Origin of the sequence: Streptococcus taonis, assembly GCF_029948085.1 — a bacterium.
In the GTDB taxonomy this organism is placed as follows: domain Bacteria; phylum Bacillota; class Bacilli; order Lactobacillales; family Streptococcaceae; genus Streptococcus; species Streptococcus taonis.
Map to the genome: position 1 here is coordinate 102,213 of NZ_JARZZP010000003.1, position 12,294 is coordinate 114,506.

Below are 12,294 nucleotides of genomic sequence, written 5' to 3' on the forward strand. Positions count from 1 at the left end.
AAGCCTCTAGTAAATAAAGAAATAGATTTAACACCTATCCTTATATCTCTGCAGCTTACTCATTGTTAGGTATTTACGGTACCTTGTAGAAACGCCACGCCAATTCGCGGCATAAATAAGTAATCATATTTTTAGTGAGCGTCACCATTCCAGATAGAGTTCTTCACAATGACATAGTCAACGTGACGAAGATCAGCAACCTTACGACCTCCAGCATAAGAAATCGAACTTTGCAAATCCTGTTCCATCTCAGTTAAAGTGTCTTGCAAATGACCTTTTGCAGGAAGAAGAATTTTCTTACCTTCGACATTCTTATAGGCACCTTTTTGGTATTCTGAAGCTGAACCGTAGTATTCTTTGAATTGTTTACCGTCCACTTCAATTGTTTTACCAGGACTTTCGATATGCCCTGCAAACAGTGAACCAATCATGACCATACTTGCACCGAAGCGAATTGATTTGGCGATATCACCATGTGTACGAATACCACCATCGGCAATAATCGGTTTACGCGCAGCCTTAGCACACCAGCGAAGGGCTGCTAACTGCCAACCTCCAGTACCAAAACCAGTTTTGACCTTAGTAATACAAACCTTACCTGGACCGATTCCGACCTTAGTAGCATCTGCACCAGCATTTTCAAGTTCACGTACAGCTTCTGGAGTTCCAACATTACCAGCGATGACAAAAGTATCAGGTAATTCTTTCTTGATGTGCTGAATCATTGAAATGACGCTATCCGCATGACCATGAGCAATATCAATGGTGATGTACTCTGGGGCATCTTCCTTTAATTGACTCACAAAATCATACTCGTAGTCTTTAACACCTACTGAGATTGAAGCAATCAAGCCCTGATCGTGCATACGTTTGACAAAAGGAATGCGTCCTTCTTCATCAAAACGATGCATAATATAGAAATATCCACCCTTAGCAAGTTGTTCAGCAACATCTTCATCTAGGATTGTTTGCATATTGGAAGGAACAACTGGCAACTTAAAGGTATGTTTTCCCAAGGTCACATGTGTATCAGCTTCTGCTCGACTTTGAAGGACACACTTATTTGGGATTAGCTGAATATCTTCATAGTCAAAGATCGGAAATTCGTTTAACATATTTCTCTCATTTCTCTTGTTTAGACCTTCCTAAAGTTAGGAATAGCCTCGTCTTTTCCAGACAATTACTTTAACAAGTTTACAATATTGTCCGTTTTTTGTCAATTGTAATGACCGAAAACAAATAATGTTCGTGTTTATAATTTTTGATTTAGATAACTAAGTAGACATTTACCCTGTATTTGTCTTGCCTTTCAAATCTTTACCAATATTTTCGATAAAGACTCTTTCAAAGGATTCAATCCTCTTGACAAAATCTTGATAACTTTCGGCTTGTCTAGGGATTTGAATAGACCATTTTTTCAACTGGGCTCCATAACCTGCTAGCTTTCCTATCTCATTATCAACAACCTTGTCCTCGCTTGGAAAAACAATCCCAGCCTGCTCAGCTTGTAAAATATAAGCATAAGAAATCAATTGAAATAGATCTTCACGATTGATTCCCTTTTCAGTCAATTCCAGTTTTTTGTATTTAGCATCTAAAACGATTTTTAACTCTTTATGATAAAAATCTGGAAATATTTTTCTTTCACGATTAGAAAATACTGAAATACCGTCCGTCTTATCCTTATTTCTAGGATGGATGAACTCTTTTAGCAACAAAGTATGAACATACTCTTACCAAAGCCAAGCAGCATCAAAAAGAATACCATGGATTTTTTGCTCTTGATATCCTAAACCATGCTTTTCTCTATTTAGGATCATCAGGCAAAGCTCTTGCAATTTTCTGTACTCTCGAAAGTATGCATGACGAAGAGGTTTGGTTTGATTTAGTCTGATAATCTTAGCACGAGCAGCTAATTTATAAGAGGGCGTTACTCGTACGATTTCTGCCACATTTTCACGACTAATAGAGAGATTATCAAGAACTCCCCTCCCTATACTTTTCTGATTCTTCATGTATTCAATTGTATGACGGATCAGCTGCATGAGTGGATTATCATAGGTGAATTCTCAAGTAAAGAAAAATTACACTAAAAAGCTAAAATCTTCGAAACAAAATTAAACATATATAAAGATATGTCTAATTTCCGCAGAAAACGATTGCATAAGATTTTTATTTCTGCTAGAATATTTTTATCCCGAGAAAGCGCATTCAAGAGATAATAAAATGAAATAATAAACTAGGAGCTTTATATGATTCAAAATAATCTTGAAAAAGGTTTTCGTTATTCTATCCGAAAACGTAGCATTGGTGTCTGTGGTGTAGTTATTGCAACTTTTTTATTAAGTACAGCTTCGATTATTCAAAATAATACTGTAAAAGCTACTGAACCCTCAATTTCAAGTAGTTCTAATCCAAAAACAGAACCTACAGTAAACGAACAAGAAAGTACTCCAAACCTCAATTCAAAAACCGAAGAAAAAGATGCCACTACTGTAACTGAAGCACCAAAAGCAGATGTTATGGAAAACCTCATGAGATCTACTAATCAGGCAGATAAGGACTTGAATAAATATCTTTTCGGATTAAACTACAACAAAATTGATATTTTAACTCGTAGAGGTGAAGCAATCGAAAATTATTCAAATACATCTTCAAAACAACAAGGGAATGAGTTTGTTGTAATTGAAAAAGTGAAAAAGAGTATTTCTAATAATTCAGCTGATGTTTCAATTAACGGTAATAGCGACATCTTCTTAGGCGCTTTGTTCCGAGCAGATCAAGGGTTATTAGAAAATAAACCTCAACTTGTTAGTATTGATAGAAAACAGGGTAGAATCAGCGTGGACCTTCCAGGAATGGCTGGATCAGATAGCTATACTGATGCAAACACAACAGTCAGTGGTATGCAGGAAGGAATTAACACTCTGGTAAATAGATGGAATGCAAATTATGCATCAAGTAATCCCGCACCTGCTCGTATGCAATACGATTCTACTTCAGCATATAGTATGAATCAACTAAAAGCAAAATTTGGTAGCAACTTTGAAAAAATTGGGGTTGATTTAAAAATTGACTTTGAAGCTGCACAAAAAGGTGAAAAACAAATTGAAGTTGTCGACTTTAAACAAATTTACTTTACCGCTAACTTTGATGCACCAAAAAATCCTGGAGATGTCTTTGGTGATAATGTAACAGTCAACGATTTACAAGATCGTGGCTTGGATGAACAAACACCTCCTGTTTATGTTTCTAGTATGTCTTATGGCCGTCAAATGTATGTTAAATTTGAAACAACAAGTACAAGTACAGAACTTAAAGCAGCTATAAATGCTGTCATTAAAGGTGTGCCTATTAACCCTGAATCTGAATGGGCTCGTGTTTTGAAAAATACTTCTGTAACAGCTGTTATTGTTGGCGGTAACGCTGATGGCGCTGCTCGAGTAGTTACTGGAACACCTGAAGATCTCAAGAAATTAATTCAAGAAGGAGCTAATTTTAGTACACAAAATCCTGCAGTCCCTATTTCTTATAAAACTGCCTTTTTAAGAGATAATCAAGTTGCAACAATCCAAAACAGTACTGATTATATTGAAACTAAAATTACCTCTTACAAGAATGGCTATCTCAATTTGCAACATAAGGGTGGATATGTCGCTCGTTACTACGTTTACTGGGACGAAGTCACATATGACGAAAATGGAATTGAAAGCATCCGCTCTCGTGAATGGGAAGATAATGGAAAAAATAGAACTGCTGGTTTCCAAACTGAACTACAATTTAGAGGAAATGTTCGCAATCTTCGCGTAAAAATTCAAGAAAAAACAGGTCTTGCTTGGGAACCTTGGAGAACAGTTTATAATCGTACAGAATTGCCTTTAGTTCAAAAACGCACTATTATCAATTCAGGAACCACACTAAGACCAAAATATAGTGAACAAGTTGAAAATAACTAATAAAATCGTTAAAATGTAGAGTATCATTATTCATCAAATATCATTTTTGAACCTTTCTGAATTTAAGATAACTCTATTCGATAACTTATACAATAAAAGGAAAACATCTTTTCATGAGATGCTTTCCTTTTTGTTTTTTTGAGGTTCTTAATCCAATTAACTCAACTTATCTCAATTCAATACTCATTTAAAATCAAAGAGCAAACTAGGAAGCTAGCCGCAGGCTGCTCAAAGCACTGCTTTGAGGTTGTAGATAAGACTGACGAAGTCAGTTACATATATCTACTGTAAGGCGACGCTGACGTGGTTTGAAGAGATTTTCGAAGAGTATAAGCCTCACTTCTTCTACATCCTAATAATACTCACCTTGACGATAATCCCATGAGTTAAAGGTATCCGATAGGTGCATCATTATTTTATCAATGTCAAGCCCTTTACGAATCACAACTGGCGCTGGTGAAGTTGAGCGTGCTCCACCTTGTTCTGGAATGAGTTTGCCGTCTTTATCGACCATAGACACCATCACACCTTGCTCGTAGCGAGTTTCAACTGTTTTGTCTGGTTGGATTGAAGCAACGTAGTCGTCTGCCTCAATGACAAGGTCCACTGCTCCTTCGATACGCTCTCCGATTCCTTCAACCTTACCACGATTTCCTTTTCCTGATGGGTTTGCAGATGAAGCATATACCATTTTGCCTTCTTCCCAAAGTTTGGCAGCTAATTGTTCACCAGCTTTCCCAAACTTGATAACAAAACAGCTAGTTCCACGCACATCGGTCATGAGTTCTTCACGACCATCACCGTAAGCTTTGAGTTTTTCAAAGGCTTCTGGTTTCCATGGAAGGATACAACCAAGAAGAATATCTTCGTCCCAATGTTTTTGGTAAAAAGCTTCAATTTCTGGGTTGAGTTGTGCTAAAGCGCGAAGCTCATCCATGCTACCACAGAGAACTACTCCTGGTTTATTACGATTACGTTCTTTGGCTTCAAACTTGCGCTCAAGTCCTGCCTTGTCGCTAGTCATGATAATGTAACCAACTTTTGTAGGGCAAACGATACATCCGCCCTCACCTTTCAAGATTTCATAGCCTTCTTGTGAAAGTGTTCCGTTCCATTGAATGTGTTTTGTCATAGTTCTAGTTCCTTTTCTATTTTTTTATTCTTGCCAGTAGGCTGGTCGTTGTTTTTCGTAAGCAGCAATCAAGTCTTCATACTGCAAGGTAATACCGATATCATCCAAACCATTTAAGAGCTTGTGTTTCCACTCGCTATCAATTTCGAAAGTGAATTCTCCAACTGGTGTGATGATTGTTTGTTGTTCCAAGTCCACAGTTACCTGGTCAGTTGGTTTCAATCGGGCTATCTTTTCTCTAACCTCCCTAGGCTGAACAATAGGCAACATTCCATTATTGAGCTCATTATTGTAATGAATATCTCCAAAAGATCCTGCAATCACGACCTTAAAGCCATAGTCTGCTAGCGCCCAAGCTGCGTGTTCCCTTGAAGACCCTGCGCCAAAGTTATCCCCTGTGATGAGAATACTAGCTTTGCGATATTCAGGTCGGTTAAAAACAAAGTCTGGATCCTCCGTATACTTGTCATCCAGATAACGCCAAGCATACATGAGGTACTTACCAAAGCCTTTTTTATCAATTAACTTTAGAAACTGCTTGGGTAGGATTTGGTCGGTATCAATATTATCATTCATAAGAGGAACCGTTGTTCCTGTATAAACTGTAAATTTTTCCATATCCTCTCCTTACTAGGCTTCAGGCATTTTCCGAACATCTACGAAGCGCCCTGCAATTGCTGCCGCAGCAGCCATGGCTGGACTGCAAAGATGAGTTTTAGCACCAAATCCCTGGCGATCTTCAAAGTTACGATTGCTAGTTGAGGCGCAGTGAACACCATCTGGTACCTTGTCAGGATTCATCCCTAGACACATGGAGCAACCTGGGTCTCTCCACTCAAAGCCGGCATCTTGGAAAACCTTATCCAAGCCCAACTTTTCAGCAGCTCGCTTGACTGGTCGAGAACCAGGTACCACAATAGCTGTTAAGTTAGGGGCAATTTTCTTCCCTTCAACAAATCGAGCAGCCAATTGTAAATCGCTAAGTCGAGCATTGGTACAAGAACCGATAAAGACATAGCCAAGTTGGATATCTGCTGGTTTCTGACCTGGTTGTAAATCCATGTAATGATAAGCACGTTCATCATTCATATCCTTTATTTCTGGGAAGCTACTATCAAAATCAACACCCATAGCTGGATTGGTTCCCCAAGTCACCATAGGAGCCAATTCAGAGACATCCATTCGGATAACCTTGTCATAAACGGCATCGTCATCACTAACCAGCCTTTTCCAATCAGCAACTGCTGCATCAAAATCCTTGGGAACACACTCACGTCCCTCAAGATAGTCATAGGTGGTCTGATCTGGATTCATGATTCCCATCTTAGAGCCAAATTCAATGGACATATTGCAGATAGTCATTCTCTCTTCCATACTGAGTACATCAATCGCTTGACCACGATATTCCACCACATAGCCAACACCACATGCAACACCATACTTGGCAATCAAGGCTAGAATGAAATCCTTGGAATAAACTCCCTTTTGAGGAACTCCAGTGAATTCTACCAGCATTTTCTTGGGTTTGACCTGCCAAATGGTTTGAGTTGCAAAGACGTGCTCGACCTCACTGGTTCCAATTCCAAATGCAATCGCTCCAAAAGCTCCATGAGTAGCCGTATGGCTATCTCCGCAGACGATGAATTTTCCTGGTTGTGTTCGTCCTGTTTCTGGACCAACCATGTGAACGATGCCCTGTTTTTCAGAACCATGGGCCGCATGTTCAATCCCGAATTCCTCAACATTTTCTGCCAACTTATCAATTTGAGCCTTGGAAATTACATCTCGAATATCGTAGATATTGACCGTCGGGACATTGTGGTCAAAAGTGCCAAATGTTAAATCCGGTCTTCTCAATCTACGCCCTGCATCTCGCAATCCTTGAAAAGCCTGAGGACTGGTCACCTCGTGAATATAGTGTTGATCCACATACATAAGCTGAGGTTGTCCCTCTTCTCCTGTGATCACATGGAGGTCCCATAATTTATCAAAAATTGATTTTCCTTCCATTCATTACCTCCATACAAAATATAAAGCTACTAACGTGGTCACCATCCCAAGAAACCAAACTGTTTTAAAGTACCATTTTCTAGTCTTGTGGTGAAAGGTCATTCCTGCTAACCAGGCACCAAATCCAGCACAAGTAAAGGCTAAAATGAGTAAGATTTTCTCTGGAACGCGCCAAGCACCTCTTCTTGCCTTGGATTTGTCAATGCCATAAATCAAGAAAACAAGCAAATTCCAAACCAAGAGGGCAAGCGTGATTCCTTCATTTATCTTCATAATCTTTCAATGATGGCTTCTGTCATTTCCTTGGTCGAAGCCTGTCCTCCAATATCTCTCGTTAAAACACCAGCCGCTAAACTAGCTTCAACAGCACGCTCAATACGCTCCGCATCCTCATAACGTCCAAAGCTATCTCTCAACATCATAGCAACAGATAAAATCATGGAAATAGGATTGGCAATTCCTTGACCTGCAATATCAGGCGCTGAACCATGAATAGGCTCATAAAGACTTGGCCCCTTTTCAGAATGACTGGCTGATGGCATAACACCCAGAGTGCCTGATAGAACGCTTGATTCATCAGATAAGATATCTCCGAAAAGATTCTCTGTCACGATGACATCAAACTTAGCAGGATTGGTAATCATAAGCATAGCAGCTGAGTCCACCAACTGGTGTTCCAAGGTAACATCTGGGAAATCCTGCGCAACTTCCTCAGCTACTTTTCGCCAGAGTTTTGATGTCGCTAGAACGTTTTGCTTATCGATATTAGTAACGAGTTTTCTCCGATTTCTTGCAATTTCAAAGGCCTTGCGCATAATCCGCTCTACTTCCTCATAGCTATAGTCGTTGATATCACGCGCTTTGCGCTCTTCAAGGATATGATCTCCAAAGTAAATCCCGCCTGTCAACTCACGCACTACCACAAAGTCTACACCAGCAATTCGTTCTGGTTTGAGTGGTGACAAATGCTTGAGACTGTCAAAGATTTTTACAGGACGAATATTGGCATAGAGATTGAGTTCCTTTCGAAGGGCCAGAAGCCCTTGTTCTGGTCGAACTGGAGCATCGTCATACTGAGGACTACCGATTGCAGCGAGTAGAATAGCATCCGCTTCTCTAGAAGCCTTGAGCGTTTCGTCTGGCAAGGGATGTCCTGCAGCATCAATACCCGCCCCTCCAAAAGGTCGTCTGTCAATCTCATAGTCAAAACCTGTTTTTTCAGCTAGAGCCTCCAAAACTTCTAAACCAGCTTCCATGATTTCTGGGCCTATACCATCACCTGCTAGGGCAACTATTTTTCTTGTCATAGCTTTCTCCTTTATACGGTAGGCATGTCGCGATAGGAAACTGTTGTTCCCATCTCACCAGCATTCTCTTTTTGAACAAAGGTATTGGCATTAATGTAGGCAATAGCCGAAGCCTTCAACACATCGAAATCAAGTCCAGCTGCGTTAAAGATAGTCTCTGTATCTCTGTTTTCAACAGTTACCAATACACGTGCCTGGGCATCAATCCCATCAGTTACCGCATCAATCGTATAGGATACCAAGCGAACAGATTGATTAAAGAATTTATCAATAGCATTGAAAATAGCTTCAACAGAACCCTGACCTGTTGCATTAAATTCAACTTTCTCACCATCAAAATTAGCTAATCTAACTGTCGCTTCAATGTCATTTTCAGAATGGGTTTGAAGTTGCAAGTCATCAAAGTGGAAGCCTTCTGGATTTTCAACCATGGTACCAGCTACCAGAGCTCGAATATCAGCATCTGTGATTTCTTGCTTCTTATCTGCCAAGGCCTTGAACTTAGTAAAGAGTGGCTTGATATCTTCGTCTGTATAGTCTAGAGCCAAATATCTTAGTTTCTCAACAAAAGCATGGCGACCAGACAATTTACCGAGTGGAAGACTATTACTCTTGGCACCAACCAATTCAGGTGTAATGATTTCATAAGTGAGAGGATTTTTAAGAACACCATCTTGGTGAATACCTGATTCGTGAGAGAAGGCATTTCCTCCAACAACCGCCTTGTTTTTTGGAACTGGAATTCCTGAGAAACGAGAAACCATTTCAGACGTATTGATGGTTTCATTTAGGACAATACTTGTCTCTGCTTGGTAATAATCTTGGCGAATATTGAGGGCCACCGCTATTTCTTCTAAAGCAGCATTCCCAGCTCGTTCTCCAATACCATTAATGGTTCCTTCAACACGTCCTGCCCCATTCTTGATAGCAGCAAGGCTATTGGCAACTGCCATTCCAAGGTCATCGTGACAGTGAGGCGAATAGATAATCTGACGATCAGTTTTAACATTGTCAATCAGATACTTGAAGATATTCCCATATTCCTCTGGTGTGGTAAAACCAACCGTGTCAGGAATATTGATATAGGTTGCACCTGCGTCTACCGCTGTTTGAACGACTTGTAGGAGAAAGTCCAGCTCAGTTCTAGTCGCATCTTCAGGAGAAAATTCTACCACTTCAAATTTACTACGTGCATAGGAAACATGCTCTTTAATAGCTTCCAATATTTCCTCTTTGCTTTTATTCAACTTAAATTCACGATGAATAGGACTAGTAGCGATAAAAACATGGATTTGTGGATACTTAGCATTCTTTAGCGCTTCATAACAAGCATCTATATCTGATTTAACAGAGCGAGCTAAACCAGTCACCGCTGTTTTCTTCAAGACTTTAGCGATTTCCTGAACTGCAGTAAATGAGTCTGGACTAGCTGCTGGAAAACCAGCTTCAATTGCCGAAATTCCCCATTTTTCCAGTTGTCTTGCAATGGCAATCTTTTCCTTGATCGAAAAATTAACACCTGGTGTCTGCTCACCATCTCGAAGGCTAGTATCTAGAAATTCAACTGTTCTCATAAGATTTCCCCTTTTCTAAATTCGGTTTTAAAAAAACATCTCGCTCGGAGTTCCAAGCGAGATGTTGATTTACTCCCGCTTGATAAGCCAAACAGGACTAATGCTTTTGCACTAGTCCGAGTACCTCAACAACAAAGCAAATTGATTAAACTTAGCTGTTTTCATGTTTGACTTTCTCCTTCGTTTGATATCTTGTTTAGTATTTTAGCATAGGAAAAAACACATGTCAAGAAAAAATCCAATATTTTCTGAAAATTTCTTCAGTAAAGAATATTTTGCTAATTGAAAGTATTTGAAAAATCAAGTAAATCTAATTACTTTTTCAAGGTCAAGTTCCAACTTTTTTCGATCAATTCTAGCAGCTCTTCATCTGCTAAACTGTCATCCAGTGGCACACTAATCCAGTAGCGCTTATTCATATGAAAAGCTGGATAAATCACTTTTTTTACCAACAAATCAGATACTTGATCATGTTTGAGATTGACTGCTTCCACTAGTCCTTCTCTGCCCTTTTCAAGCTTATCCCAAGAGATTTTCATCAAAACAGCATACCACTTTTGATTGCCCTCATGGCGCAAAACAGCTGTATCAGGGGATTTCTCCCATAAGTATTCTAATTGATTTTCATACTTTTCTTGAACAACTGCCATGATTCTCTTGGTCTGAGGACAGAGAAATCCCTGTACGTCAAAACAGGCCTTTCGGATTTCATAAAGAACTTCTAAACAAGCCTCTCGAACAGTTCCAACAAACGTACCTCTCATACTTGCCATATGAACTTGAGGATAAAGATCGCCAATTTCCTTGTCAAAAACTTGAAAAGATAAGTCTCCGTCCACAACTATAACTCTCATGAGAAAATCTCCGTGCAAGATAGTTGAACTATGGTTCCATACGCCTTGATTTTCTACAAATCCATACTCTTTAGCCTTTTTACTATTAAACTGATAAGCTTTAAAAATTTCAAACATAAGCGAAAACTGCTACCAAAAGCTAGCAGTTCCTTTCTAATTATTAAAAGACAACCTTAGTTCCATGTAATTGTGTCACGCCCAGTTGGTCAATAAAGGTTTGACGGTTGTCCATGTCAATCCCTCCACCAGGTAAAATTTCAATTTTTCCTGCAGCGTGTTCTAGAATTCTATGATAATGAGCAAAGCGTTTCTCTAACGAGTCGCCAGATACACCAGCACGAGTCAGAATGCGTGTCACTCCAGCTTGGCTGAGCCAATCAATAGCTTCTAACTGATCTTGTTCGCTCAATTCATCAAATGCCATATGGAAAACAATTTCCATACCTTTAGATGCAGCAATCAACTTTTCAAGATTGGCCTTGTCCAACTTCTTATCAGCTGTTAAGACACCAAAGACAACTCCCTGACTTCCTGCTTGAGCAGTTAGAGCAATATCCTCAAGCATGATGGCAATTTCTAGATCATTGTAAACAAAGTCACCACCACGTGGACGAATCATAGTCATAATGGTCGTATCGTAGTCGGCCGCCAGCTTCACAGCTGCCTTGGTTACTCCGTAGCTTGGAGTTGTTCCACCAACTGCTAGATTATCACAGAGCTCGATACGGCGAGCTCCTGCCTGCATAGCTTTTTCAAGCAAGGTTACATTTTCAGCACAAAATTCGTAAATCATTTGATTCTCCTTGAAGATTACTTTAAATTTATTATATCATACTATTTCGAATATGTTTTTGTTTTTATCAAGGAAAATCGTTACTTATTAAAGCTATTCTTTATCAGGAATCACCTTAAAAAGATAGTAGGTGATAAAGATGGTTAAACATCCCAAACCGATTTTGACTGGTAAAAGAGGCGCAAAATAAATGGAAATTCCCATCAAGATATAAATCGATACAATAATTTTTTTCTTACGTTCACGCGCAATAGACTTGGTCTCACGAAAGTCCGCTACGTAAGTCTGATAAAGTTTGGTATGATAAAGCCAATCTTCAAAACGCTTGGAACTTCTCGAAAAACAAGCAATAGACAACAGAAGAAAAGGAGTCGTGGGCAACAAAGGCAAGACAACTCCAACAATAGCCAGAGCTAATGACAGAAATCCAATAATCAGATAGATAATACGCATAACTTCTCCTAGTTAATACTCTTCGAAAATCTCTTCCCACGTCAGCGTCGCCTTACCGTATATATGTTACTGACTTCGTCAGTTCTATCTACAACCTCAAAGCAGTGCTTTGAGCAGCTTGCGGCTAGCTTCCTAGTTTGCTCTTTGATTTTCATTGAGTATAAAATAATCTTCTTCTAGTTTCGCATACAATGATGAATTTTGTCAAACCTTTA

The 12,294-nt window shown here is 39.4% G+C and carries 11 protein-coding genes, 1 pseudogene and 1 riboswitch; of the genes and pseudogenes, 1 reads left to right on the top strand and 11 read right to left on the bottom strand.

Features of this window, described 5'->3' with window-relative positions:
- Window positions 1–42 precede the first annotated feature (42 nt).
- Window positions 43–139, bottom strand: a riboswitch (purine riboswitch).
- The gene (gene guaC / locus QEZ38_RS02215; protein ID WP_248034375.1) at window positions 132–1,115 is read right to left on the bottom strand and encodes a GMP reductase; all 984 of its coding nucleotides are present in this window, start codon (window positions 1,113–1,115) and stop codon (window positions 132–134) included. It overlaps the preceding riboswitch by 8 nt.
- Window positions 1,116–1,286: 171 nt before the next feature.
- Window positions 1,287–2,069 (bottom strand): annotated as a pseudogene (locus tag QEZ38_RS02220) (5-methylcytosine restriction system specificity protein McrC); the annotation flags it as partial.
- A 183-nt stretch (window positions 2,070–2,252) separates the two neighbouring features.
- Here QEZ38_RS02220 and QEZ38_RS02225 point away from each other — a divergent pair.
- Window positions 2,253–3,956, top strand: a complete 1,704-nt coding sequence (locus QEZ38_RS02225) for a thiol-activated cytolysin family protein (protein ID WP_153225765.1) — start codon at window positions 2,253–2,255, stop codon at window positions 3,954–3,956.
- Between the two features lie 352 nt (window positions 3,957–4,308).
- On the opposite strand, the gene QEZ38_RS02230 is transcribed toward QEZ38_RS02225, so the two are convergent.
- From QEZ38_RS02230 to QEZ38_RS02270, 9 genes are all read right to left on the bottom strand, one after another.
- Entirely contained in the window at window positions 4,309–5,088 is a 780-nt protein-coding gene (locus QEZ38_RS02230; RefSeq protein WP_248034376.1) for an L-threonylcarbamoyladenylate synthase, read from the bottom strand.
- Between the two features lie 24 nt (window positions 5,089–5,112).
- Entirely contained in the window at window positions 5,113–5,706 is a 594-nt protein-coding gene (leuD, locus tag QEZ38_RS02235) for a 3-isopropylmalate dehydratase small subunit (protein ID WP_248034377.1), read from the bottom strand.
- A 12-nt stretch (window positions 5,707–5,718) separates the two neighbouring features.
- Entirely contained in the window at window positions 5,719–7,098 is a 1,380-nt protein-coding gene (gene leuC, locus QEZ38_RS02240) for a 3-isopropylmalate dehydratase large subunit (protein WP_248034378.1), read from the bottom strand.
- A 3-nt stretch (window positions 7,099–7,101) separates the two neighbouring features.
- Window positions 7,102–7,371, bottom strand: a complete 270-nt coding sequence (locus tag QEZ38_RS02245) for a DUF1294 domain-containing protein (protein ID WP_075231611.1) — start codon at window positions 7,369–7,371, stop codon at window positions 7,102–7,104.
- The gene (gene leuB / locus QEZ38_RS02250; protein ID WP_281334897.1) at window positions 7,368–8,405 is read right to left on the bottom strand and encodes a 3-isopropylmalate dehydrogenase; all 1,038 of its coding nucleotides are present in this window, start codon (window positions 8,403–8,405) and stop codon (window positions 7,368–7,370) included. The genes QEZ38_RS02245 and leuB overlap by 4 nt, the downstream gene beginning before the upstream one ends.
- Before the next feature lie 11 nt (window positions 8,406–8,416).
- Window positions 8,417–9,979: a 2-isopropylmalate synthase gene (locus tag QEZ38_RS02255; protein WP_281334898.1), complete on the bottom strand. Its 1,563-nt coding sequence runs from the start codon at window positions 9,977–9,979 to the stop codon at window positions 8,417–8,419.
- Window positions 9,980–10,293: 314 nt separating this feature from the next.
- A complete protein-coding gene (locus QEZ38_RS02260; protein ID WP_281334899.1) occupies window positions 10,294–10,950 on the bottom strand; it encodes an MmcQ/YjbR family DNA-binding protein in 657 nt (218 codons plus the stop codon).
- A 43-nt stretch (window positions 10,951–10,993) separates the two neighbouring features.
- Window positions 10,994–11,626: a copper homeostasis protein CutC gene (locus QEZ38_RS02265; RefSeq protein ID WP_281334900.1), complete on the bottom strand. Its 633-nt coding sequence runs from the start codon at window positions 11,624–11,626 to the stop codon at window positions 10,994–10,996.
- 93 nt (window positions 11,627–11,719) lie between these two features.
- On the bottom strand, window positions 11,720–12,079 hold the full coding sequence (locus QEZ38_RS02270; RefSeq protein ID WP_045763427.1) for a YbaN family protein: 360 nt from the start codon (window positions 12,077–12,079) through the stop codon (window positions 11,720–11,722).
- Window positions 12,080–12,294 lie beyond the last annotated feature (215 nt).

What these genes read in the sequence shown, in the direction of transcription:
- guaC (WP_248034375.1), bottom strand. Translation starts at nt 1,115, where the DNA reads ATGTTAAACGAATTTCCGATCTTTGACTATGAAGATATTCAGCTAATC.
- QEZ38_RS02225 (WP_153225765.1), top strand. Translation starts at nt 2,253, where the DNA reads ATGATTCAAAATAATCTTGAAAAAGGTTTTCGTTATTCTATCCGAAAA.
- QEZ38_RS02230 (WP_248034376.1), bottom strand. Translation starts at nt 5,088, where the DNA reads ATGACAAAACACATTCAATGGAACGGAACACTTTCACAAGAAGGCTAT.
- leuD (WP_248034377.1), bottom strand. Translation starts at nt 5,706, where the DNA reads ATGGAAAAATTTACAGTTTATACAGGAACAACGGTTCCTCTTATGAAT.
- leuC (WP_248034378.1), bottom strand. Translation starts at nt 7,098, where the DNA reads ATGGAAGGAAAATCAATTTTTGATAAATTATGGGACCTCCATGTGATC.
- QEZ38_RS02245 (WP_075231611.1), bottom strand. Translation starts at nt 7,371, where the DNA reads ATGAAGATAAATGAAGGAATCACGCTTGCCCTCTTGGTTTGGAATTTG.
- leuB (WP_281334897.1), bottom strand. Translation starts at nt 8,405, where the DNA reads ATGACAAGAAAAATAGTTGCCCTAGCAGGTGATGGTATAGGCCCAGAA.
- QEZ38_RS02255 (WP_281334898.1), bottom strand. Translation starts at nt 9,979, where the DNA reads ATGAGAACAGTTGAATTTCTAGATACTAGCCTTCGAGATGGTGAGCAG.
- QEZ38_RS02260 (WP_281334899.1), bottom strand. Translation starts at nt 10,950, where the DNA reads ATGTTTGAAATTTTTAAAGCTTATCAGTTTAATAGTAAAAAGGCTAAA.
- QEZ38_RS02265 (WP_281334900.1), bottom strand. Translation starts at nt 11,626, where the DNA reads ATGATTTACGAATTTTGTGCTGAAAATGTAACCTTGCTTGAAAAAGCT.
- QEZ38_RS02270 (WP_045763427.1), bottom strand. Translation starts at nt 12,079, where the DNA reads ATGCGTATTATCTATCTGATTATTGGATTTCTGTCATTAGCTCTGGCT.